This is a genomic window from Pseudomonas sp. Pseusp3 (assembly GCF_047304225.1).
Lineage (GTDB): Bacteria > Pseudomonadota > Gammaproteobacteria > Pseudomonadales > Pseudomonadaceae > Aquipseudomonas > Aquipseudomonas fluorescens_CD.
The window spans coordinates 18644-39231 of the sequence record NZ_JBGLYV010000049.1 but is presented as its reverse complement, the minus strand read 5'-3'; the positions used below and the strand labels follow the sequence as shown (position 1 = coordinate 39231).

The following is a 20588-nucleotide window of genomic DNA, read 5'->3' as shown; positions in this document are numbered from 1 at the left end:
TATATCGCGACGCTTTGACGCGCATTGCTGACACAGTCTTCATGTAAGACAGTAACCCTCTCGTTTGATAGTGTGCATCCATCCAGTATTTGGCCGTATACTCCTACGTTTTCGACGCCCGCCGAGCGAGGCCACCTTGGACAAGATCCTGATTCGTGGGGCTCGAACCCACAACCTGAAGAACATCGACCTGACCCTGCCACGGGACAAGCTGATTGTCATCACCGGCCTGTCCGGCTCCGGCAAGTCGTCCCTGGCTTTCGACACCCTGTACGCCGAAGGTCAGCGCCGCTACGTCGAATCGCTGTCGGCCTATGCCCGGCAATTTCTGTCGATGATGGAAAAGCCTGACGTCGACACCATCGAAGGCCTGTCGCCGGCGATCTCCATCGAACAGAAATCCACCTCGCACAACCCGCGTTCGACGGTCGGCACCATTACCGAAATCTACGACTACCTGCGCCTGCTGTATGCACGCGTGGGTATTCCGCGCTGCCCGGATCACGACATCCCGCTGGAAGCGCAGACCGTCAGCCAGATGGTCGACCTGGTCCTCGCCGAACCGGAGGGCAGCAAGCTGATGCTGCTGGCTCCGGTTATCCGCGAGCGCAAGGGCGAGCACCTGTCGGTTTTCGAAGAACTGCGCGCCCAAGGGTTCGTCCGTGCCCGGATCAACGGCAAGCTTTACGAGCTGGACGAAGCACCCAAGCTCGACAAGCAGAAAAAACATTCCATCGATGTCGTGGTCGACCGCTTCAAGGTTCGCGCCGACCTGCAACAACGCCTGGCCGAATCCTTCGAGACCGCGCTGAAGCTGGCAGACGGCATCGCCCTGGTGGCACCGATGGATGACGAACCGGGTGAAGAGATGATCTTCTCCGCACGCTTCGCCTGCCCGATCTGCGGCCACGCGATCAGCGAACTGGAACCCAAGCTGTTCTCCTTCAACAACCCGGCCGGCGCTTGCCCGACCTGCGATGGTCTAGGGGTCAAGCAGTTCTTCGACATCAAGCGCCTGGTCAATGGCGAGCTGACCCTGGCCGAAGGGGCGATTCGTGGCTGGGATCGGCGTAATGTCTATTACTTCCAGATGCTCGGCTCGCTGGCTTCCCACTACAAATTCAGTCTTGAGGTTCCGTTCAACGAACTCCCTGCCGATCAGCAGAAATTCATCCTGCATGGCAGCGGCTCGCAAAACGTCGACTTCAAATACCTGAACGACCGTGGGGATATCGTCAAACGCTCGCATCCGTTCGAAGGCATCGTGCCGAACCTGGAGCGACGCTACCGCGAGACCGAATCGGCGTCGGTACGTGAAGAGCTGGCCAAGTTCCTCAGCACCCAAGCCTGCCCGGACTGCCGCGGCACCCGCCTGCGGCGTGAGGCGCGGCACGTGTGGGTCGGCGAGAAAACCCTGCCGGCGGTGACCAACCTGCCGATCGGCGATGCGTCCGATTATTTTGGCGGGCTCAAGCTCACCGGCCGGCGTGGCGAGATTGCCGACAAGATCCTCAAGGAAATCCGCGAGCGCCTGCAGTTCCTGGTCAACGTCGGCCTCGATTATCTGTCGCTGGATCGCAGTGCGGACACCTTGTCCGGTGGCGAGGCCCAGCGTATCCGTCTGGCCAGCCAGATTGGCGCCGGCCTGGTGGGCGTTCTATACATCCTCGACGAACCCTCCATCGGCCTGCATCAGCGCGATAACGACCGGCTGCTGGGCACCCTCAAGCACCTGCGCGATATCGGCAACACGGTGATCGTGGTCGAGCACGACGAAGACGCCATTCGCCTGGCCGACTACGTGGTGGACATCGGCCCGGGCGCTGGCGTGCACGGCGGGCATATCGTCGCCGAAGGCACACCGGCCGAGGTCATGGCGCATCCGGACTCGCTGACGGGCAAATACCTGTCGGGCCGGGTGAAGATCGAAGTCCCGGCCAAACGCACGCCGCGCAACAAGAAGCTGACGCTATCGCTCAAGGGCGCGCGCGGCAACAACTTGCGCAATGTCGATCTGGAGATTCCGATTGGCCTGCTGACCTGTGTGACCGGCGTATCCGGCTCAGGCAAGTCGACGCTGATCAACAACACGCTGTTCCCTTTGAGCGCTACAGCGCTGAATGGCGCCACTACCCTTGAAGCGGCCGCCCACGACAGCATCAAGGGCCTTGAGCACCTGGACAAGGTCGTCGACATCGACCAGAGCCCGATCGGTCGCACACCTCGCTCCAACCCGGCGACCTACACCGGGTTGTTTACACCGATCCGCGAATTGTTCGCTGGCGTGCCGGAATCCCGCTCCCGCGGCTACGGGCCGGGGCGCTTCTCCTTCAACGTCAAGGGCGGGCGTTGCGAAGCCTGCCAGGGCGACGGCCTGATCAAGGTGGAGATGCACTTCCTGCCGGACATCTACGTGCCGTGCGACGTGTGCAAGAGCAAGCGCTACAACCGCGAAACCCTGGAGATCAAGTACAAGGGCAAGAGCATCCACGAAACCCTCGAGATGACCATCGAGGAAGCACGGGAGTTCTTCGATGCCGTACCGGCCCTGGCGCGCAAGCTGCAAACATTGATGGACGTCGGCCTGTCGTACATCAAGCTGGGGCAATCGGCGACCACGCTCTCCGGTGGTGAAGCCCAGCGGGTGAAACTCTCCCGCGAGCTTTCCAAACGCGATACCGGCAAGACCCTGTACATCCTCGATGAACCGACCACCGGGCTGCACTTCGCGGACATCCAACAACTGCTGGACGTGTTGCATCGCCTGCGCGACCACGGCAACACCGTGGTGGTGATCGAACACAACCTGGACGTGATCAAGACCGCTGACTGGCTGGTGGACCTGGGACCGGAAGGCGGTTCCAAGGGCGGGCAGATCATTGCCGTCGGCACGCCGGAGGAAGTGTCAGAGATGACGCAATCCCATACCGGTTATTACCTCAAGCCGCTGCTGGAGCGTGATCGGGCTTGACCGGGCGCCATGAAAAAGCCCCTGTCATTTCATCAATGACAGGGGCTTTTTTGTTGCTGCTGTGTAGGAGCGAGCTTGCTCGCGATGGTCGTGAACGATAACGCAGGTATTTTGGATAACTGCGGCGCCTTCAGATTCATCGCGAGCAAGCTCGCTCCTACACAAGCCGCTGTTGGAGCGTGATCGGACACCATGAAAAAGCCCCTGTCATTTCATCAATGACAGGGGCTTTTTCGTTTCTGCTGAATCAGGCGTGGGACTGCAGGTAGTTCTCGAGCCCGATCAGCTTGATCAGCCCCAACTGCTTTTCGAGCCAATAGGTGTGATCTTCTTCAGTGTCATGCAATTGAACCCGTAGCATTTCGCGGCTGACATAGTCCTTGTGCTGCTCGCATAGCTTGATGCCTTTGCACAGCGCGGCACGGACCTTGTATTCCAGGCGCAAATCCGCTTCGAGCATCTCGGTCACCGTGGTGCCGACATCGAGATCGTCCGGACGCATGCGCGGCGTGCCTTCGAGCATCAGAATCCGGCGCATCAGGGCATCGGCGTGCCCTGCTTCTTCTTCCATCTCGTGGTTGATTCGTTCGTAGAGCTTGGTGAAACCCCAGTCCTCATACATCCGCGAGTGGACGAAATATTGATCACGCGCGGCCAGTTCGCCGGTCAGCAACGTGTTGAGGTAATCGATCACATCCGGGTGGCCTTGCATCGCCCTACATCTCCCTGCTTGAAAGTTGTAGTTTGAACCAACATCCCCATATCGTCACCCGAAAGCCGCAATAAAAGCGAAGATATTCTGAGAAAACCAGCTGAAATAACGCAAAAACCGCCCAAACAAGGGCGGTTCTGCTTCTCATTTAGACTTCGTTAAGCTGTACGTTGAGCAGCTTTGCGATTGCTTCTCCATACGCCGGGTCGGCCTTGAAGAAATGCTGCAACTGGCGATCAACCACATCACTCGACACTCCCGCCATCGCACCGGCGATGTTACTGACCAGCAATGATTTCTGCTCTTCAGACATCAAGCGGAACAACGCGCCGGCGTGACTGTAGTAATCAGTATCTTCACGGTGGTCGTAACGATCGGCGGCACCACTGAGGGCCAACGCGGGCTCTGCGTAACGAGGCGCCTGCTTCGGTGACTCGACGTAGCTGTTTGGCTCGTAGTTCGGCGCTGCGCCCCCGTTACCTCCAAAGGCCATCGAACCGTCGCGCTGGTAAGTATTGACCGGGCTGCGAGGCGCGTTCACCGGCAGTTGCTGGTGGTTGGTACCGACGCGGTAGCGGTGAGCATCCGCGTAGGCGAACACCCGACCTTGCAACATGCGATCCGGCGAGAGACCAACCCCTGGAACCATATTGCTAGGACCGAACGCCGCTTGCTCGACTTCCGCGAAGTAGTTCTGCGGATTGCGATTGAGCTCCAGCTCTCCGACTTCAATCAGTGGAAACTCTTTCTGCGACCAGGTCTTGGTGACATCAAACGGATTCTCGTAGTGCGCCGCCGCCTGAGCCTCACTCATGATCTGAATGCACACGCTCCATTTTGGAAAGTCACCGCGCTCGATGGCATTGAACAAGTCGCGCTGGGCGTAATCCGGATCAGTACCCGCCAGGCGCGCAGCCTCGGCCGGAGCCAGGTTCTTGATCCCCTGTTTGGTCTTGTAGTGCCACTTAACCCAGTGACGCTCACCTTGAGCGTTGATAAGGCTGTAAGTGTGGCTGCCAAAGCCGTGCATGTGACGATACCCGTCAGGAATACCCCGGTCGGAGAACAGGATGGTGACCTGGTGCAGCGCCTCAGGCGAATGCGACCAGAAGTCCCACATCATCTGGGCGCTCTTCAGGTTGCTTTGCGGCAAGCGCTTCTGGGTGTGGATAAAGTCTGGAAACTTCAGTGGATCGCGAATGAAGAATACTGGTGTGTTGTTGCCGACGATGTCCCAGTTGCCTTCCTCGGTGTAAAACTTCAAGGCAAACCCGCGCGGATCGCGCTCGGTATCGGCCGAACCACGCTCACCACCCACGGTGGAAAACCGCAGGAACGTGGGGGTCTGCTTGCCGACTGCGTCAAACAACCTGGCACTGGTGTATTGAGTGATATCGCGCGTCACGGTGAACGTACCGTAAGCCCCCGAGCCTTTGGCGTGCACACGGCGCTCAGGGATGTTTTCACGGTTAAAATGGGCAAGCTTCTCGATCAGGTGAAAGTCGTCGAGCAGCAGCGGGCCCCGAGGGCCGGCGGAACGGGAATTCTGGTTATCGGCAACAGGAGCGCCGCTGGCGGTGGTTAGCGTTGTGTTCTGGCTCATGCGATCTTCCTTCCTCTGTCGGTCTTGAACTGCCGGCTATCGGCTGAGAGGGAGTATTGATCATCAATATGACAGCTACAAATTCATTAACCTGCAGACATCGATAGAGAAAAACTAATGATCATCCCCATCACATCATGACGATGTGAACGAAGGAGACGCTTGTACAAACGATGCATTTCTTACAGGCACAAAAAACCGGGCACTAGGCCCGGTTCTTTGTTTCAGACTGACGTCTTACTCGGCAGATACAGCTTCGCCGGCAGTAGCACGATCAACCAACTCGACGTACGCCATAGGCGCGTTGTCGCCAGCGCGGAAACCGCACTTGAGGATGCGCAGGTAGCCACCCTCACGGGTAGCGTAACGCTTGCCCAGGTCGTTGAAGAGCTTACCAACGATAGCTTTCGAACGAGTACGGTCGAAAGCCAGACGACGGTTAGCAACGCTGTCTGTCTTGGCCAGAGTGATCAGCGGCTCGGCAACGCGGCGCAGTTCTTTGGCTTTTGGCAGAGTAGTTTTGATCAGCTCGTGCTCGAACAGCGACACCGCCATGTTTTGGAACATGGCCTTGCGGTGCGAGCTGGTGCGGCTCAGGTGACGACCACTTTTACGATGACGCATGGTTCATTCCTTACCAAACACTACGTTCGGTGATTACGACGATCAGGCAGTCGCCTTGTCGTCCTTCTTAAGACTTGCAGGCGGCCAGTTGTCGAGGCGCATGCCGAGGGACAGACCGCGGGAGGCCAGAACGTCCTTGATTTCAGTCAAGGATTTCTTGCCCAGGTTCGGAGTCTTCAACAGTTCCACTTCGGTACGCTGAATCAGGTCACCGATGTAGTAAATGTTTTCCGCCTTAAGGCAGTTAGCCGAACGTACAGTCAGTTCCAGATCGTCAACCGGGCGAAGCAGGATCGGATCGATCTCGTCTTCCTGCTCGACAACCACTGGCTCACTGTCACCCTTGAGGTCGACGAACGCAGCCAACTGCTGTTGCAGGATGGTTGCAGCACGGCGAATCGCCTCTTCAGGATCCAGGGTACCGTTGGTTTCCAGATCAATAACCAGCTTGTCCAGGTTAGTACGCTGCTCGACACGGGCGTTTTCCACCACGTATGCGATACGGCGAACCGGGCTGAACGAAGAGTCAAGCTGCAAGCGACCGATGCTGCGGCTTTCGTCCTCATCGCTCTGACGCGAGTCTGCCGGTTCATAACCACGACCACGAGCTACTACGAGCTTCATGTTCAGGGCGCCGTTAGACGCCAGGTTAGCGATTACGTGATCGGGGTTAACGATCTCGACATCATGATCCAGCTGAATATCGGCAGCGGTAACCACCCCCGAACCCTTCTTCGACAAGGTCAGCGTAACTTCGTCACGACCGTGCAGCTTGATAGCCAGACCTTTAAGGTTCAACAGGATTTCAATGACGTCTTCCTGTACACCTTCGATGGCGCTGTACTCGTGGAGCACACCGTCAATCTCGGCCTCGACTACTGCACAGCCGGGCATTGAGGACAACAGGATGCGGCGCAGCGCGTTGCCCAGGGTATGGCCGAAACCACGCTCGAGAGGCTCGAGAGTGATCTTGGCGCGGGTTGGACTGACAACCTGCACATCAATGTGGCGGGGTGTCAGGAACTCATTTACCGAAATCTGCATGGATGCACCTATTTTCTAGCCCTTACTTGGAGTAGAGCTCGACAATCAGGCTTTCGTTGATGTCGGCGGACAGATCACTGCGAGCTGGAACGTTCTTGAAAACGCCCGACTTCTTCTCAGTGTCTACTTCTACCCATTCTACGCGGCCACGTTGGGCACACAGATCGAGAGCTTGGACAATGCGAAGTTGATTTTTTGCTTTCTCGCGAACAGCAACCACGTCACCAGCACGAACCTGGTAGGACGGAACGTTAACGGTCTGACCGTTTACGCTGATCGACTTGTGCGATACCAGCTGACGGGATTCGGCACGAGTCGAACCAAAGCCCATACGGTATACAACGTTGTCCAGACGGCATTCGAGCAGTTGCAGCAGGTTTTCACCAGTTGCACCTTTCTTGCCAGCAGCTTCTTTGTAGTAGCCGCTGAATTGACGCTCGAGAACGCCGTAGATACGACGGACCTTCTGCTTTTCACGCAGTTGGGTGCCGTAGTCGGACTGGCGACCGCGGCGTTGGCCGTGGATACCAGGTGCTGCTTCAATGTTGCACTTCGATTCGATCGCGCGCACGCCGCTCTTCAGGAAGAGATCGGTGCCTTCGCGACGAGCGAGTTTGCATTTTGGACCAATGTAACGAGCCATTCTTTACAATCTCCTGGATTACACGCGGCGCTTCTTCGGCGGACGGCACCCGTTGTGCGGGATTGGCGTCACGTCGGTGATGCTGGCGATCTTGTAGCCACAGCCGTTCAAAGCGCGGACTGCGGATTCACGACCTGGACCTGGACCTTTGACGTTGACGTCGAGGTTTTTCAGGCCGTATTCCAGCGCAGCTTGACCAGCACGTTCAGCAGCTACCTGAGCAGCGAACGGGGTGGACTTGCGGGAACCGCGGAAACCCGAACCACCGGAGGTAGCCCAGGAAAGAGCGTTACCTTGACGGTCGGTGATGGTCACGATGGTGTTGTTAAAAGATGCATGGATGTGGGCGATGCCATCAACCACTGTCTTTTTAACTTTTTTACGAGGACGAGCAGCAGGTTTTGCCATGATTAAATTCCTGTCGATTCGCTGGGGCGATTACTTGCGGATCGGCTTACGCGGACCTTTACGGGTACGCGCGTTGGTCTTGGTACGCTGACCGCGTACTGGCAGACCACGACGATGACGCAGACCGCGATAGCAACCGAGGTCCATCAAGCGCTTGATTTTCATGTTGATTTCGCGACGCAGGTCACCTTCAGTGGTGAACTTCGCCACTTCGCCACGCAGCTGTTCAATTTGCTCGTCGCTCAGATCCTTGATCTTTGCGGCTGGGTTTACCCCAGTCTCTGCACAAATTTTCTGTGCAGTAGTGCGACCAACACCATAGATGTAGGTCAGCGAGATAACAGTATGCTTGTTATCTGGAATGTTAACGCCTGCAATACGGGCCATTCAGTGGGACTCCAATTGACAGCTACCTACGCCCCGGAAGCCAAGAAATAGGGCGCGAGATAATATCGCTGTAATAACAAATAATCAACCCGGCAGCGCACTAGCTGCCGGGCTTGAAGCACAATCACACTCAGCCTTGGCGCTGTTTGTGACGCGGTTCCGCGCTGCAAATTACTCGAACAACACCTTCGCGGCGAATAATCTTGCAGTTACGGCACAGCTTTTTCACCGATGCACGAACTTTCATCACCAACTCCTCGAACCTTATGGGTCAGCGCAGCATGCCGCTGCCGTAACCCTTCAGGTTGGCTTTCTTCATCAGGGATTCGTACTGGTGCGAAACGAGGTGCGATTGTACTTGGGACATGAAGTCCATCACAACCACGACCACGATCAGCAACGAGGTCCCGCCAAGGTAGAACGGTACGTTGGCTGCAACCACCAGGAACTGGGGCAACAGGCAGACGGCCGTCATGTAAAGAGCACCGAACATGGTCAAGCGAGTCAGAACGCCATCAATGTAGCGCGCAGACTGCTCACCTGGACGGATGCCCGGAATAAAGGCACCGGACTTCTTCAGGTTTTCCGCTACGTCTTTCGGATTGAACATCAACGCCGTATAGAAGAAGCAGAAGAAAATAATCCCTGCACTAAACAGCAGAATATTCAACGGCTGACCAGGAGCGATCGACTGCGAGATGTCCTGCAACCAGCCCATACCTTCAGACTGACCGAACCAGGCACCCAACGAAGCCGGGAACAGCAAAATGCTGCTCGCGAAAATAGCCGGAATAACACCGGCCATGTTCACCTTCAGCGGCAAGTGGCTAGTCTGCGCGGCAAAGACCTTGCGGCCCTGCTGACGCTTGGCGTAGTGAACAGCGATACGACGCTGACCACGCTCAATGAACACCACGAAACCGATAATCGCTACTGCCAGCAAACCGATGGCAACCAGGGCAAAGATGTTGATATCACCCTGACGCGCAGACTCGAAAGACTGCCCGATCGCTCTCGGAAGACCGGCGACGATACCCGAAAAAATCAACATCGAGATACCGTTGCCAACACCACGCTCAGTAATCTGCTCACCCAGCCACATCATGAACATCGCACCAGCCACAAACGTGGATACCGCGACGAAATGGAAGCCAAAGTCACCAGTGAACGCAACGCCCTGCCCCGCCAGACCAATGGACATGCCAATGGCCTGGACGAGAGCTAGGACGACAGTGCCGTAGCGGGTGTACTGGCTGATCTTGCGACGGCCAGCTTCACCTTCCTTCTTCAACTGCTCCAGCTGCGGGCTGACGGCGGTCATCAGTTGCATGATGATCGATGCCGAGATGTACGGCATGATCCCCAGTGCAAAGATGCTCATCCGTTCCAGCGCGCCGCCGGAAAACATGTTGAACAAGCTAAGAATGGTCCCCTCATTCTGTCGAAACAGGTCCGCGAGTCGGTCCGGGTTGATACCTGGAACCGGGATGTGTGCGCCTATTCGGTAGACGATAATCGCCAGGAACAGAAAACGCAGACGAGCCCAGAGTTCAGACATACCGCCTTTGCCGAGCGCAGAGAGAGCACCTTGCTTAGCCATTTATTCCTCGAACTTGCCGCCAGCTGCTTCGATAGCCGCACGCGCACCTTTGGTGGCGCCGATTCCCTTGCCGATAGTGACAGCGCGAGTCACTTCACCGGACAGCATGATTTTCACACGCTGTACGTTGACGTTGATCACGTTGGCATCTTTCAGGGACTGCACGGTGACGATGTCGCCTTCCACTTTGGCCAGCTCGGACAGACGCACTTCTGCGCGGTCCATGGCTTTCAGGGAAACGAAACCGAACTTCGGCAGGCGACGATGCAGCGGCTGTTGACCGCCTTCAAAGCCTGGAGCAATGGTGCCACCGGAGCGAGAGGTCTGACCTTTGTGACCACGGCCACCAGTCTTACCCAAACCGCTACCGATACCACGGCCCGGACGATGCTTTTCGCGACGGGAACCCGGCGCTGGACTCAGATCATTGAGTTTCATCGATTAACCCTCGACACGCAGCATGTAGTAAGCCTTGTTGATCATCCCGCGATTCTCGGGAGTATCCTGGACTTCTACAGTGTGACCGATGCGACGCAGACCCAGACCCTTAACGCACAGTTTGTGGTTAGGGATGCGGCCGGTCATGCTTTTGATCAGCGTAACTTTTACGGTAGCCATGATCAGAAGATCTCCTTGACGCTTTTGCCACGCTTGGCGGCAATGGATTCAGGAGACTGCATTGCTTTCAAACCCTTGAAAGTGGCGTGAACCACGTTTACCGGGTTAGTCGAGCCGTAGCACTTGGCCAGAACGTTCTGAACGCCAGCAACTTCGAGGACAGCACGCATAGCGCCGCCAGCGATGATACCGGTACCTTCAGAAGCAGGCTGCATGTACACCTTCGAAGCGCCGTGAGCGGACTTCATTGCGTACTGCAGAGTGGTGCCGTTCAGATCAACCTGGATCATGTTGCGGCGAGCAGCTTCCATTGCCTTCTGGATCGCAGCAGGCACTTCACGCGACTTGCCACGGCCGAAGCCAACACGGCCTTTACCATCACCAACCACGGTCAACGCGGTGAAAGTGAAGATACGGCCGCCTTTAACGGTTTTGGCTACGCGGTTAACTTGAACCAGCTTCTCGATGTAGCCTTCGTCGCGCTTTTGGTCGTTATTTGACATAACTTAGAACTCCAGCCCAGCTTCACGAGCAGCATCAGCCAGCGCTTTAACGCGGCCGTGGTACTTGAAGCCAGAGCGGTCGAAAGCCACCTGCGAGACGCCAGCGGCCTTAGCACGCGTAGCGACCAGCTGGCCAACCTTAGTGGCCGCGTCGATGTTGCCGGTGGCACCATCACGCAGTTCTTTATCCAAAGTCGAGGCGCTTGCCAGGACTTTGTTGCCGTCGGCCGAAATGACCTGGGCGTAGATGTGCTGCGAAGAGCGGAACACGCAGAGACGCACGACTTCGAGTTCGTGCATTTTCAGGCGTGCTTTGCGAGCGCGACGCAGTCGAGTAACTTTTTTGTCGGTCATTTGCTATGCCCTACTTCTTCTTGGCTTCTTTACGACGGACGACTTCGTCCGCGTAGCGCACACCTTTGCCTTTGTACGGCTCTGGTGGACGGAAGTCGCGGATCTCGGCGGCCACTTGACCTACCAGCTGCTTGTCGATGCCCTTGATCAGGATATCGGTCTGGCTAGGAGTCTCAGCGGTGATGCCTTCCGGCAGTTCGTAATCCACTGGGTGCGAGAAGCCAAGAGCCAGGTTCAGCACTGTGCCTTTTGCTTGCGCTTTGTAACCAACACCGACCAGCTGGAGCTTGCGCTCGAAGCCTTGGCTTACGCCTTGGACCATGTTGTTTACCAACGCACGAGTGGTACCAGCCATTGCGCGAGTCTGTTGATCGCCATTGCGAGCAGCGAAACGCAGCTCACCAGCTTCTTCAACGATCTCAACGGACGAATGGATGTTCAGTTCGAGAGTGCCCTTGGCACCCTTCACCGAAAGCTGTTGGCCTGCGAATTTTACTTCGACACCGGCTGGCAGCTTAACGGGGTTCTTAGCGACGCGAGACATGCTTATCCCCCCTTAGAACACAGTGCAAAGAACTTCGCCGCCGACACCGGCAGCGCGCGCAGCACGATCAGTCATCACACCCTTGTTGGTGGAGACGATAGACACACCGAGACCGCCACGAACTTTTGGCAGATCATCGACGGACTTGTACTGACGCAGGCCTGGACGGCTAACGCGCTTCACTTCTTCGATAACCGGACGGCCTTCGAAGTACTTCAGCTCGATGGACAGCAGTGGCTTGATTTCGCTGCTGATCTGATAACCCGCAATGTAACCTTCGTCCTTCAGGACTTTGGCAACAGCTACCTTCAACGTGGAAGATGGCATGCTTACGACGGACTTTTCAGCCATCTGGGCATTACGGATACGAGTTAGCATGTCCGCTAACGGGTCCTGCATACTCATGGGCTAGACGCTCCTAATACAAAAAAATTAGCCTTGCGGCTATTACGTGTCGCCGAGAATCTCCGGGCATGAAAAACACGGGCTCAGGCGAGCCGGGTATTCTAGACACACCCCAGAAATGAATCAAGCCCCAAAAGGGGCTTGATCCAGATTCAAGGCCACCGGTGGTCAGGATCTTGCGACCCTGGACACCGAGACTTTGACAGTACTTACCAGCTGGCTTTAACCAGACCCGGTACGTCACCACGCATTGCCGCTTCACGCAGTTTGTTACGGCCGAGGCCGAACTTGCGGTAAACGCCGTGTGGACGACCGGTCAGGCGGCAGCGGTTACGCATGCGCGAAGCGCTTGCGTCACGTGGCTGCTTCTGCAGAGCAACTGTAGCTTCCCAACGCGCTTCTGGACTTGCGTTCAGATCAACGATGATAGCTTTCAGTGCTGCACGCTTCTTGGCGTACTTGGCAACCGTGAGCTGACGCTTCAGCTCGCGGTTTTTCATGCTCATCTTGGCCATGGTCCTACTCCAATCAGTTGCGGAACGGGAATTTGAATGCACGCAGCAGAGCGCGGCCTTCATCATCGTTCTTGGCAGTGGTGGTCAGGGTGATGTCCAGACCGCGGAGAGCATCGATCTTGTCGTAGTCGATTTCCGGGAAGATGATCTGCTCTTTCACGCCCATGCTGTAGTTGCCACGACCATCGAAGGACTTGGCATTCAGGCCGCGGAAGTCGCGAACCCGAGGCAGGGAGATCGACAGCAGACGATCCAGGAACTCGTACATACGCTCACGGCGCAGGGTCACTTTGACGCCGATCGGCCAACCTTCACGGACTTTAAAGCCAGCGATGGATTTGCGAGCGTAGGTCACAACGACTTTCTGGCCGGTGATCTTTTCCAGGTCGGCAACAGCGTGCTCGATGACTTTTTTGTCGCCGATCGCTTCGCCAAGACCCATGTTCAGGGTGATTTTGGTAACGCGCGGAACTTCCATCACGTTCGAAAGCTTAAGTTCTTCCTTAAGTTTCGGAGCAATTTCCTTCCGGTAAATCTCTTTTAGTCGTGCCATGGTCTCATCTACCTAGCAGTGTTCAAGCATCAACCGCTTTTTGGGTCGACTTGAAGACACGAATTTTCTTGCCGTCTTCTACTTTGAAACCAACGCGGTCAGCCTTGTTGGTTTCGCCGTTGAAAATGGCGACGTTAGAAGCATCCAGTGGAGCTTCTTTTTCGACGATACCGCCCTGCACGCCCGACATCGGGTTAGGCTTGGTATGACGCTTGACCAGGTTCAGACCACCAATCACCAAACGGTTGTTAGCGAGAACCTTAAGCACCTTACCGCGCTTACCTTTGTCTTTGCCGGCGATCACGATGATCTCGTCGTCACGACGAATCTTTTGCATGTCGGATCTCCTTACAGCACTTCTGGGGCGAGCGAGACGATCTTCATGAACTTCTCAGTACGAAGTTCACGGGTCACTGGCCCAAAGATACGGGTGCCGATCGGCTCTTGCTTGTTGTTCAGAAGAACAGCAGCGTTGCCATCAAAGCGGATAATGGAGCCATCAGCACGACGTACGCCGTGACGAGTGCGGACTACAACAGCAGTCATCACTTGGCCTTTTTTCACTTTACCGCGAGGAATTGCTTCCTTGACGGTAACTTTGATGATGTCACCGATACCAGCGTAACGACGATGGGAGCCACCCAGCACCTTGATGCACATAACGCGGCGAGCGCCGCTGTTATCGGCCACATCGAGCATGGATTGAGTCTGAATCATATAATTTCTCCGACCCCTAGTCCTTAGACTTCCACAGCGCGTTCGAGAACATCAACCAGCGCCCAAGACTTGGTCTTGGCCAAAGGACGAGTTTCACGAATAGTGACTTTGTCGCCGATGTGGCACTGATTGGTTTCGTCGTGCGCGTGCAGCTTAGTCGAACGCTTAACGTATTTACCGTAGATCGGGTGCTTAACGCGACGCTCGATCAGAACGGTGATGGTTTTGTCCATCTTGTCGCTGACAACACGGCCAGTCAGCGTACGGACAGTCTTTTCGGCTTCAGCCATGATCACTTACCTGCCTGCTGGTTGAGCACAGTCTTCACGCGAGCGATGTCACGCTTAACTTGCGAGAGCAGATGAGACTGCCCCAACTGGCCAGTTGCTTTCTGCATACGCAGATTGAACTGGTCGCGCAGCAAGCCGAGCAGTTGCTCGTTCAGCTGCTGTGCGGATTTTTCACGAAGTTCATTCGCTTTCATCACATCACCGTCCGTTTAACAAAGGAGGTGGCGAGCGGCAGCTTTGCAGCAGCCAGGGCGAAAGCCTCACGCGCCAGCTCTTCAGAAACACCCTCGATTTCATACAGGACTTTGCCTGGCTGAATCTGGGCTACCCAGTATTCCACGTTACCCTTACCTTTACCCATCCGAACCTCGAGAGGTTTTTTGGAGATCGGCTTGTCCGGGAATACACGGATCCAGATCTTGCCGCCACGTTTTACGTGACGGGTCAGAGCACGACGCGCTGACTCGATCTGACGAGCGGTGAGACGACCACGAGCAACAGACTTCAGCGCGAACTCGCCGAAGCTGACTTTGCTACCGCGCAATGCCAGGCCACGGTTGTGACCAGTCATTTGCTTGCGGAACTTCGTACGCTTTGGTTGCAACATTTGGCGTACCCCTTACTTAGCAGCTTTTTTACGAGGCGCTGGTGCTTGTGGTTTCAGTTCTTCTTGGCGACCACCAATTACTTCGCCTTTGAAGATCCAAACCTTTACACCGATCACACCGTAAGTGGTGTGAGCTTCGTAGTTGGCATAGTCGATGTCGGCACGCAGGGTGTGCAATGGCACACGACCTTCGCGATACCATTCAGTACGTGCGATTTCAGCACCGCCGAGACGACCGCTCACTTGGATTTTGATGCCTTTGGCACCAATGCGCATGGCGTTCTGTACAGCGCGCTTCATAGCGCGACGGAACATTACGCGACGCTCCAGCTGCTGAGCTACGCTCTGCGCAACCAGCATACCGTCGAGCTCCGGCTTGCGGATCTCTTCGATATTGATGTGCACAGGCACACCCATTTGCTTGGTCAGGTCCTGACGCAGTTTCTCAACATCTTCACCTTTCTTCCCGATAACGATACCTGGACGAGCGGTGTGGATGGTGATGCGTGCAGTTTGGGCCGGACGATGGATATCGATACGGCTTACGGACGCGCTTTTTAGTTTGTCTTGGAGGTACTCACGCACATTCAGATCTGCGAGCAAATAGTCCGCATAAGTCCGACCGTCTGCGTACCAGACGGAGGTGTGCTCCTTGACGATTCCCAGGCGAATGCCAATGGGATGTACTTTCTGACCCATCTCTTCGACTCCGTTACTTGTCAGCAACCTTGACAGTGATATGGCAAGACCGCTTGACGATGCGATCAGCACGGCCTTTGGCACGTGGCATGATGCGCTTCAGCGAACGCCCTTCGTTGACGAAAACAGTGCTGACCTTCAGGTCATCAACGTCTGCGCCTTCGTTATGCTCGGCGTTGGCTACGGCCGACTCCAGCACTTTCTTCATGATCTCGGCGGCTTTCTTACTGCTGAAAGCCAACAGGTTGAGCGCTTCGCCCACCTTCTTCCCGCGGATCTGGTCGGCGACCAAGCGGGCTTTCTGGGCGGAGATTCGAGCGCCCGACAACTTAGCGGCTACTTCCATTTCCTAACCCCTTAACGCTTGGCTTTCTTGTCTGCCACGTGCCCGCGATAAGTGCGGGTACCGGCGAACTCGCCCAGTTTGTGGCCGACCATGTCTTCGTTCACAAGAACTGGGACGTGCTGACGACCGTTGTGTACTGCGATGGTCAGACCGACCATTTGTGGCAGGATCATCGAACGACGCGACCAGGTTTTCACCGGTTTGCGATCGTTCTTTTCCGCCGCCACTTCGATCTTCTTCAGTAGGTGAAGATCGATAAAAGGACCTTTTTTCAGAGAACGTGGCACTGTCGTATCCCTCTATTTACTTGCGACGACGGACGATCATTTTGTCGGTACGCTTATTACCACGAGTCTTCGCGCCCTTAGTCGGGAAGCCCCATGGCGATACCGGATGACGACCACCAGAGGTACGACCTTCACCACCACCATGTGGGTGGTCAACCGGGTTCATGGCAACACCACGAACGGTTGGGCGAACGCCACGCCAGCGTTTGGCACCAGCTTTACCCAGCGAACGCAGGCTGTGCTCGGAGTTCGAGACTTCGCCCAGGGTCGCACGGCATTCAGCCAGGACTTTACGCATTTCACCGGAACGCAGACGCAGGGTAACGTACACACCTTCACGAGCGATCAGCTGAGCCGAAGCACCAGCGGAACGAGCGATCTGTGCGCCTTTACCTGGCTTCAGTTCGATGCCGTGTACGGTAGAACCGACTGGAATGTTGCGCAGTTGCAGAGCGTTGCCTGGCTTGATTGGAGCCAGGGCACCTGCGATCAGCGTGTCGCCAGCACTCACGCCTTTAGGGGCGATGATGTAGCGGCGCTCGCCGTCTGCGTAGCAGAGCAGTGCGATGTGAGCAGTACGGTTTGGATCGTATTCGATACGCTCGACAGTGGCGACGATGCCATCTTTGTCGTTGCGACGGAAATCGACCATACGGTAATGCTGCTTATGACCACCACCGATGTGACGAGTGGTAATACGGCCATTGTTGTTACGACCACCAGTCTTCGATTTCTTCTCGAGCAGCGGTGCGTGAGGAGCGCCTTTATGCAGCTCCTGGTTGACCACCTTGACCACAAAACGGCGGCCAGGGGAAGTCGGTTTGCATTTAACGATTGCCATGATGCACCCCTTCCTTACTCAGCACTGCTGCTGAAATCGAGATCTTGGCCTGGCTGAAGGGAGATAACTGCCTTCTTCCAGTCATTACGCTTGCCCAGACCGCGAGCAGTGCGCTTGCTCTTACCCAGAACATTCAGGGTAGTAACACGCTCTACTTTCACGCTGAACAGGCTTTCGACGGCCTTCTTGATTTCCAGCTTGGTTGCATCGGTAGCAACCTTGAAAACGAACTGGCCTTTCTTGTCTGCCAGAACCGTAGCCTTCTCGGAAACGTGCGGGCCAAGCAGAACTTTAAATACGCGTTCCTGGTTCATCCCAGCAGCTCCTCGAATTTCTTCACGGCCGACACGGTGATCAACACCTTGTCGTATGCGATCAGACTAACTGGATCGGAACCTTGCACGTCACGTACATCTACGTGTGGCAGGTTACGAGCAGCCAGGTACAGGTTCTGATCAACAGCGTCCGACACGATCAGAACGTCGGTCAGGCTCATGTTGTTCAGCTTGCCCAGCAGGTCTTTGGTTTTCGGCGTTTCAACGGCGAAATCCTGAACCACGACCAGACGATCAGTACGCACCAGCTCAGCAAGGATGGAACGCATTGCTGCGCGGTACATCTTCTTGTTCAGCTTCTGGGAGTGATCCTGAGGACGAGCTGCGAAAGTGGTACCGCCGCCACGCCAGATTGGGCTACGGATAGTACCGGCACGAGCGCGGCCAGTACCTTTCTGACGCCATGGGCGCTTGCCGCCACCACGAACGTCGGAACGGGTCTTTTGCTGCTTGCTACCTTGACGGCCGCCGGCCATGTAGGCCACGACTGCTTGGTGAACCAGCGTCTCGTTGAATTCGCCGCCAAATGTCAGTTCGGAAACTTCGATCGCTTGAGCGTCATTTACATTTAATTGCATGTCAGCTTCCCCTTAACCGCGAGCCTTGGCTGCTGGACGTACAACCAAGTTGCCGCCAGTAGCGCCAGGAACAGCGCCCTTGACCAACAACAGATTGCGTTCAGCGTCCACGCGCACTACTTCGAGGGACTGCACGGTCACGCGCTCAGCGCCCATATGACCGGACATTTTTTTGCCCTTGAATACACGACCAGGAGTCTGGCACTGGCCGATAGAGCCTGGAACGCGGTGGGATACGGAGTTACCGTGGGTGTTATCTTGCCCGCGGAAATTCCAACGCTTGATCGTACCCTGGAAGCCTTTACCCTTGGACTGACCGGTTACATCAACCAGTTGACCAGCGGCGAAGATTTCAGCGTTGATCAGATCGCCGGCCTGGTACTCGCCTTCTTCAAGGCGGAATTCCATTACGGTACGACCAGCGGCAACGTTCGCTTTAGCGAAGTGGCCAGCCTGAGCTGCTGTTACACGCGAAGCACGACGCTCGCCGACAGTGACTTGCACTGCACGATAGCCATCGGTTTCTTCAGTTTTGAACTGGGTGACGCGATTCGGCTCGATCTCAATGACCGTGACCGGAATGGAGACACCTTCTTCGGTGAAAATACGGGTCATACCCGCTTTACGACCGACTACACCAATAGTCATGTTGTAAACCTCATGAGTGTACGGGGCTTTCACCCGCTATGGCCGCCCATTTCAGAGCGTTACACGACTAAGACCGAGTCTTAGCCGAGGCTGATCTGCACTTCCACACCGGCCGCAAGATCAAGCTTCATAAGAGCATCAACGGTTTTATCCGTTGGCTGGACGATGTCCAGAACGCGCTTATGAGTACGGATCTCGTACTGGTCACGCGCGTCTTTGTTGACGTGCGGGGAGACCAGAACGGTGAACCGCTCTTTACGGGTAGGCAGTGGAATTGGACCACGCACTTGAGCACCAGTACGTTTCGCGGTTTCCACGATTTCCTGGGTGGATTGGTCGATCAGGCGATGGTCGAAAGCCTTCAACCTGATACGGATTTGCTGATTTTGCATTGGATTTCAGACTCCGGCTGCTATTCCCACCGGGCGCAATACGCCCGTTAAAAGGAGGCGCAATTCTATAGACGCCCCAGATAGGTGTCAACCCAATAAAAAAGCCCCCGCTGAGCGGGGGCTTTTTCAAAGCATCGAAGCTATCTCAAAAGAGAAGCTTACTCGATGATTTTGGCTACGACGCCAGCGCCGACGGTACGACCGCCTTCACGGATAGCGAAACGCAGACCGTCTTCCATCGCGATGGTTTTGATCAGGGTAACAGTCATCTGAATGTTGTCACCTGGCATTACCATTTCAACGCCTTCTGGCAGCTCGCAGTTACCAGTCACGTCAGTAGTACGGAAGTAGAACTGTGGACGGTAGCCTTTGAAGAACGGAGTGTGACGGCCGCCTTCTTCCTTGCTCAGAACGTAAACTTCTGCGGTGAACTTGGTGTGCGGCTTAACCGAACCTGGCTTAACCAGAACCTGGCCACGCTCAACGTCGTCACGCTTGGTACCACGCAGCAGAACGCCGCAGTTCTCGCCAGCACGACCTTCGTCGAGCAGCTTGCGGAACATTTCAACACCGGTGCAGGTGGTGGTGGTGGTGTCACGCAGACCAACGATTTCCAGTGCATCTTGAACGCGAACGATACCGCGCTCGATACGACCAGTCACAACAGTACCACGACCCGAGATCGAGAATACGTCTTCGATTGGCATCAGGAATGGCTTGTCGATAGCACGCTCTGGCTCTGGGATGTAGGTATCCAGAGTTTCAACCAGCTTGCGAACAGCGCTGGTGCCCATTTCGTTATCGTCTTTGCCTTCCAGAGCCATACGAGCCGAACCGATGATGATCGGAGTGTCGTCGCCTGGGAAGTCGTAGGTGGACAGCAGGTCGCGAACTTCCATCTCAACCAGTTCCAGCAGCTCAGCGTCGTCTACCAGGTCAGCCTTGTTCAGGAAGACCACGATGTACGGAACGCCTACCTGACGGGACAGCAGGATGTGCTCACGGGTTTGTGGCATCGGACCATCAGCGGCCGAGCAAACCAGGATCGCGCCGTCCATCTGGGCAGCACCGGTGATCATGTTCTTCACGTAGTCAGCGTGACCTGGGCAGTCAACGTGAGCGTAGTGACGAATGTTCGAGTTGTACTCGACGTGCGCGGTGTTGATGGTGATACCGCGAGCTTTTTCTTCTGGCGCGCTGTCGATTTTATCGAATTCAACTACGGCCGAACCGAAAACTTCGGAGCAGACGCGAGTCAGAGCTGCGGTCAGAGTGGTTTTACCGTGGTCAACGTGACCGATGGTGCCAACGTTGACGTGCGGTAGGGAACGATCAAATTTTTCTTTAGCCACGACAATTAACTC

At 55.9% G+C, this 20588-nt stretch carries 32 protein-coding genes; 1 reads left to right on the top strand and 31 read right to left on the bottom strand.

The features are described from left to right. The first annotated feature begins 136 nt into the window (after positions 1-136). Positions 137-2971 (top strand): excinuclease ABC subunit UvrA, encoded by a 2835-nt coding sequence (gene uvrA / locus ACCD00_RS17815; protein ID WP_413426433.1) that lies wholly within the window; start codon positions 137-139, stop codon positions 2969-2971. A gap of 247 nt (positions 2972-3218) precedes the next feature. Here the strand turns inward: uvrA and bfr are convergent, their stop codons facing one another. The 31 genes from bfr to tuf all read right to left on the bottom strand — a co-directional run bounded on the left by bfr (position 3219) and on the right by tuf (position 20576). Beyond that, positions 3219-3683: a bacterioferritin gene (gene bfr, locus ACCD00_RS17810; protein ID WP_007970123.1), complete on the bottom strand. Its 465-nt coding sequence runs from the start codon at positions 3681-3683 to the stop codon at positions 3219-3221. Between the two features lie 148 nt (positions 3684-3831). Continuing rightward, a complete protein-coding gene (locus tag ACCD00_RS17805) occupies positions 3832-5286 on the bottom strand; it encodes a catalase (protein ID WP_413426431.1) in 1455 nt (484 codons plus the stop codon). Between the two features lie 237 nt (positions 5287-5523). After that, positions 5524-5910, bottom strand: a complete 387-nt coding sequence (rplQ, locus tag ACCD00_RS17800) for a 50S ribosomal protein L17 (RefSeq protein ID WP_007970429.1) — start codon at positions 5908-5910, stop codon at positions 5524-5526. Between the two features lie 42 nt (positions 5911-5952). Beyond that, the gene (locus tag ACCD00_RS17795; protein ID WP_007970428.1) at positions 5953-6954 is read right to left on the bottom strand and encodes a DNA-directed RNA polymerase subunit alpha; all 1002 of its coding nucleotides are present in this window, start codon (positions 6952-6954) and stop codon (positions 5953-5955) included. A gap of 22 nt (positions 6955-6976) precedes the next feature. Continuing rightward, the gene (rpsD, locus tag ACCD00_RS17790; RefSeq protein ID WP_003176404.1) at positions 6977-7597 is read right to left on the bottom strand and encodes a 30S ribosomal protein S4; all 621 of its coding nucleotides are present in this window, start codon (positions 7595-7597) and stop codon (positions 6977-6979) included. 18 nt (positions 7598-7615) lie between these two features. Beyond that, positions 7616-8005 (bottom strand): 30S ribosomal protein S11, encoded by a 390-nt coding sequence (gene rpsK, locus ACCD00_RS17785; protein WP_002555466.1) that lies wholly within the window; start codon positions 8003-8005, stop codon positions 7616-7618. A gap of 30 nt (positions 8006-8035) precedes the next feature. Then, positions 8036-8392: a 30S ribosomal protein S13 gene (gene rpsM, locus ACCD00_RS17780; RefSeq protein WP_009045849.1), complete on the bottom strand. Its 357-nt coding sequence runs from the start codon at positions 8390-8392 to the stop codon at positions 8036-8038. A gap of 130 nt (positions 8393-8522) precedes the next feature. Further along, entirely contained in the window at positions 8523-8639 is a 117-nt protein-coding gene (gene rpmJ / locus ACCD00_RS17775) for a 50S ribosomal protein L36 (RefSeq protein WP_002555468.1), read from the bottom strand. A gap of 24 nt (positions 8640-8663) precedes the next feature. Further along, positions 8664-9992: a preprotein translocase subunit SecY gene (gene secY / locus ACCD00_RS17770; RefSeq protein ID WP_003228718.1), complete on the bottom strand. Its 1329-nt coding sequence runs from the start codon at positions 9990-9992 to the stop codon at positions 8664-8666. Next, on the bottom strand, positions 9993-10430 hold the full coding sequence (gene rplO / locus ACCD00_RS17765; RefSeq protein ID WP_003228720.1) for a 50S ribosomal protein L15: 438 nt from the start codon (positions 10428-10430) through the stop codon (positions 9993-9995). Between the two features lie 3 nt (positions 10431-10433). Then, on the bottom strand, positions 10434-10610 hold the full coding sequence (gene rpmD / locus ACCD00_RS17760) for a 50S ribosomal protein L30 (RefSeq protein ID WP_003176408.1): 177 nt from the start codon (positions 10608-10610) through the stop codon (positions 10434-10436). A gap of 2 nt (positions 10611-10612) precedes the next feature. Continuing rightward, a complete protein-coding gene (gene rpsE / locus ACCD00_RS17755) occupies positions 10613-11113 on the bottom strand; it encodes a 30S ribosomal protein S5 (protein ID WP_003186035.1) in 501 nt (166 codons plus the stop codon). A 3-nt stretch (positions 11114-11116) separates the two neighbouring features. Then, entirely contained in the window at positions 11117-11467 is a 351-nt protein-coding gene (gene rplR / locus ACCD00_RS17750) for a 50S ribosomal protein L18 (protein ID WP_003186037.1), read from the bottom strand. Between the two features lie 10 nt (positions 11468-11477). Next, positions 11478-12011 carry a 50S ribosomal protein L6 gene (gene rplF, locus ACCD00_RS17745; RefSeq protein ID WP_003176412.1) on the bottom strand — a complete coding sequence of 178 codons (534 nt, stop codon included), beginning with the start codon at positions 12009-12011 and terminating at the stop codon, positions 11478-11480. Between the two features lie 12 nt (positions 12012-12023). Continuing rightward, a complete protein-coding gene (rpsH, locus tag ACCD00_RS17740) occupies positions 12024-12416 on the bottom strand; it encodes a 30S ribosomal protein S8 (RefSeq protein WP_003186040.1) in 393 nt (130 codons plus the stop codon). Positions 12417-12625: 209 nt separating this feature from the next. Next, on the bottom strand, positions 12626-12931 hold the full coding sequence (rpsN, locus tag ACCD00_RS17735) for a 30S ribosomal protein S14 (protein ID WP_003176414.1): 306 nt from the start codon (positions 12929-12931) through the stop codon (positions 12626-12628). A gap of 13 nt (positions 12932-12944) precedes the next feature. Then, positions 12945-13484, bottom strand: coding sequence for a 50S ribosomal protein L5 (gene rplE / locus ACCD00_RS17730; protein ID WP_003210069.1), 540 nt, complete (start codon positions 13482-13484; stop codon positions 12945-12947). A 22-nt stretch (positions 13485-13506) separates the two neighbouring features. Next, a complete protein-coding gene (gene rplX / locus ACCD00_RS17725; protein WP_003176416.1) occupies positions 13507-13821 on the bottom strand; it encodes a 50S ribosomal protein L24 in 315 nt (104 codons plus the stop codon). 11 nt (positions 13822-13832) lie between these two features. Next, the gene (rplN, locus tag ACCD00_RS17720; RefSeq protein ID WP_002555479.1) at positions 13833-14201 is read right to left on the bottom strand and encodes a 50S ribosomal protein L14; all 369 of its coding nucleotides are present in this window, start codon (positions 14199-14201) and stop codon (positions 13833-13835) included. A gap of 23 nt (positions 14202-14224) precedes the next feature. Continuing rightward, the gene (gene rpsQ / locus ACCD00_RS17715; protein ID WP_003176419.1) at positions 14225-14491 is read right to left on the bottom strand and encodes a 30S ribosomal protein S17; all 267 of its coding nucleotides are present in this window, start codon (positions 14489-14491) and stop codon (positions 14225-14227) included. A 2-nt stretch (positions 14492-14493) separates the two neighbouring features. After that, positions 14494-14685 carry a 50S ribosomal protein L29 gene (gene rpmC, locus ACCD00_RS17710; protein WP_002555481.1) on the bottom strand — a complete coding sequence of 64 codons (192 nt, stop codon included), beginning with the start codon at positions 14683-14685 and terminating at the stop codon, positions 14494-14496. After that, the gene (rplP, locus tag ACCD00_RS17705) at positions 14685-15098 is read right to left on the bottom strand and encodes a 50S ribosomal protein L16 (RefSeq protein ID WP_003228729.1); all 414 of its coding nucleotides are present in this window, start codon (positions 15096-15098) and stop codon (positions 14685-14687) included. Before rplP ends, rpmC begins: the two co-directional genes overlap by 1 nt. Positions 15099-15110: 12 nt before the next feature. Continuing rightward, positions 15111-15797 carry a 30S ribosomal protein S3 gene (gene rpsC, locus ACCD00_RS17700; RefSeq protein ID WP_007970424.1) on the bottom strand — a complete coding sequence of 229 codons (687 nt, stop codon included), beginning with the start codon at positions 15795-15797 and terminating at the stop codon, positions 15111-15113. Positions 15798-15810: 13 nt separating this feature from the next. Further along, on the bottom strand, positions 15811-16143 hold the full coding sequence (gene rplV, locus ACCD00_RS17695; protein WP_003103908.1) for a 50S ribosomal protein L22: 333 nt from the start codon (positions 16141-16143) through the stop codon (positions 15811-15813). Positions 16144-16154: 11 nt separating this feature from the next. Continuing rightward, positions 16155-16430 carry a 30S ribosomal protein S19 gene (gene rpsS / locus ACCD00_RS17690; protein ID WP_002555486.1) on the bottom strand — a complete coding sequence of 92 codons (276 nt, stop codon included), beginning with the start codon at positions 16428-16430 and terminating at the stop codon, positions 16155-16157. A gap of 16 nt (positions 16431-16446) precedes the next feature. Then, on the bottom strand, positions 16447-17271 hold the full coding sequence (gene rplB, locus ACCD00_RS17685; RefSeq protein ID WP_008018194.1) for a 50S ribosomal protein L2: 825 nt from the start codon (positions 17269-17271) through the stop codon (positions 16447-16449). 14 nt (positions 17272-17285) lie between these two features. Beyond that, entirely contained in the window at positions 17286-17585 is a 300-nt protein-coding gene (gene rplW, locus ACCD00_RS17680; protein WP_002555488.1) for a 50S ribosomal protein L23, read from the bottom strand. After that, positions 17582-18184, bottom strand: a complete 603-nt coding sequence (rplD, locus tag ACCD00_RS17675; protein WP_003228735.1) for a 50S ribosomal protein L4 — start codon at positions 18182-18184, stop codon at positions 17582-17584. The genes rplW and rplD overlap by 4 nt, the downstream gene beginning before the upstream one ends. 12 nt (positions 18185-18196) lie before the next feature. Further along, on the bottom strand, positions 18197-18832 hold the full coding sequence (gene rplC / locus ACCD00_RS17670; protein ID WP_007955641.1) for a 50S ribosomal protein L3: 636 nt from the start codon (positions 18830-18832) through the stop codon (positions 18197-18199). 80 nt (positions 18833-18912) lie between these two features. Next, on the bottom strand, positions 18913-19224 hold the full coding sequence (rpsJ, locus tag ACCD00_RS17665) for a 30S ribosomal protein S10 (RefSeq protein WP_003186070.1): 312 nt from the start codon (positions 19222-19224) through the stop codon (positions 18913-18915). A gap of 158 nt (positions 19225-19382) precedes the next feature. Further along, positions 19383-20576 (bottom strand): elongation factor Tu, encoded by a 1194-nt coding sequence (gene tuf / locus ACCD00_RS17660; RefSeq protein ID WP_008018195.1) that lies wholly within the window; start codon positions 20574-20576, stop codon positions 19383-19385. Positions 20577-20588: the final 12 nt, after the last annotated feature.

What these genes read in the sequence shown, in the direction of transcription:
- bfr (WP_007970123.1), bottom strand. Translation starts at nt 3,683, where the DNA reads ATGCAAGGCCACCCGGATGTGATCGATTACCTCAACACGTTGCTGACC.
- ACCD00_RS17805 (WP_413426431.1), bottom strand. Translation starts at nt 5,286, where the DNA reads ATGAGCCAGAACACAACGCTAACCACCGCCAGCGGCGCTCCTGTTGCC.
- rplQ (WP_007970429.1), bottom strand. Translation starts at nt 5,910, where the DNA reads ATGCGTCATCGTAAAAGTGGTCGTCACCTGAGCCGCACCAGCTCGCAC.
- ACCD00_RS17795 (WP_007970428.1), bottom strand. Translation starts at nt 6,954, where the DNA reads ATGCAGATTTCGGTAAATGAGTTCCTGACACCCCGCCACATTGATGTG.
- rpsD (WP_003176404.1), bottom strand. Translation starts at nt 7,597, where the DNA reads ATGGCTCGTTACATTGGTCCAAAATGCAAACTCGCTCGTCGCGAAGGC.
- rpsK (WP_002555466.1), bottom strand. Translation starts at nt 8,005, where the DNA reads ATGGCAAAACCTGCTGCTCGTCCTCGTAAAAAAGTTAAAAAGACAGTG.
- rpsM (WP_009045849.1), bottom strand. Translation starts at nt 8,392, where the DNA reads ATGGCCCGTATTGCAGGCGTTAACATTCCAGATAACAAGCATACTGTT.
- rpmJ (WP_002555468.1), bottom strand. Translation starts at nt 8,639, where the DNA reads ATGAAAGTTCGTGCATCGGTGAAAAAGCTGTGCCGTAACTGCAAGATT.
- secY (WP_003228718.1), bottom strand. Translation starts at nt 9,992, where the DNA reads ATGGCTAAGCAAGGTGCTCTCTCTGCGCTCGGCAAAGGCGGTATGTCT.
- rplO (WP_003228720.1), bottom strand. Translation starts at nt 10,430, where the DNA reads ATGAAACTCAATGATCTGAGTCCAGCGCCGGGTTCCCGTCGCGAAAAG.
- rpmD (WP_003176408.1), bottom strand. Translation starts at nt 10,610, where the DNA reads ATGGCTACCGTAAAAGTTACGCTGATCAAAAGCATGACCGGCCGCATC.
- rpsE (WP_003186035.1), bottom strand. Translation starts at nt 11,113, where the DNA reads ATGTCAAATAACGACCAAAAGCGCGACGAAGGCTACATCGAGAAGCTG.
- rplR (WP_003186037.1), bottom strand. Translation starts at nt 11,467, where the DNA reads ATGACCGACAAAAAAGTTACTCGACTGCGTCGCGCTCGCAAAGCACGC.
- rplF (WP_003176412.1), bottom strand. Translation starts at nt 12,011, where the DNA reads ATGTCTCGCGTCGCTAAGAACCCCGTTAAGCTGCCAGCCGGTGTCGAA.
- rpsH (WP_003186040.1), bottom strand. Translation starts at nt 12,416, where the DNA reads ATGAGTATGCAGGACCCGTTAGCGGACATGCTAACTCGTATCCGTAAT.
- rpsN (WP_003176414.1), bottom strand. Translation starts at nt 12,931, where the DNA reads ATGGCCAAGATGAGCATGAAAAACCGCGAGCTGAAGCGTCAGCTCACG.
- rplE (WP_003210069.1), bottom strand. Translation starts at nt 13,484, where the DNA reads ATGGCACGACTAAAAGAGATTTACCGGAAGGAAATTGCTCCGAAACTT.
- rplX (WP_003176416.1), bottom strand. Translation starts at nt 13,821, where the DNA reads ATGCAAAAGATTCGTCGTGACGACGAGATCATCGTGATCGCCGGCAAA.
- rplN (WP_002555479.1), bottom strand. Translation starts at nt 14,201, where the DNA reads ATGATTCAGACTCAATCCATGCTCGATGTGGCCGATAACAGCGGCGCT.
- rpsQ (WP_003176419.1), bottom strand. Translation starts at nt 14,491, where the DNA reads ATGGCTGAAGCCGAAAAGACTGTCCGTACGCTGACTGGCCGTGTTGTC.
- rpmC (WP_002555481.1), bottom strand. Translation starts at nt 14,685, where the DNA reads ATGAAAGCGAATGAACTTCGTGAAAAATCCGCACAGCAGCTGAACGAG.
- rplP (WP_003228729.1), bottom strand. Translation starts at nt 15,098, where the DNA reads ATGTTGCAACCAAAGCGTACGAAGTTCCGCAAGCAAATGACTGGTCAC.
- rpsC (WP_007970424.1), bottom strand. Translation starts at nt 15,797, where the DNA reads ATGGGTCAGAAAGTACATCCCATTGGCATTCGCCTGGGAATCGTCAAG.
- rplV (WP_003103908.1), bottom strand. Translation starts at nt 16,143, where the DNA reads ATGGAAGTAGCCGCTAAGTTGTCGGGCGCTCGAATCTCCGCCCAGAAA.
- rplB (WP_008018194.1), bottom strand. Translation starts at nt 17,271, where the DNA reads ATGGCAATCGTTAAATGCAAACCGACTTCCCCTGGCCGCCGTTTTGTG.
- rplW (WP_002555488.1), bottom strand. Translation starts at nt 17,585, where the DNA reads ATGAACCAGGAACGCGTATTTAAAGTTCTGCTTGGCCCGCACGTTTCC.
- rplD (WP_003228735.1), bottom strand. Translation starts at nt 18,184, where the DNA reads ATGCAATTAAATGTAAATGACGCTCAAGCGATCGAAGTTTCCGAACTG.
- rplC (WP_007955641.1), bottom strand. Translation starts at nt 18,832, where the DNA reads ATGACTATTGGTGTAGTCGGTCGTAAAGCGGGTATGACCCGTATTTTC.
- rpsJ (WP_003186070.1), bottom strand. Translation starts at nt 19,224, where the DNA reads ATGCAAAATCAGCAAATCCGTATCAGGTTGAAGGCTTTCGACCATCGC.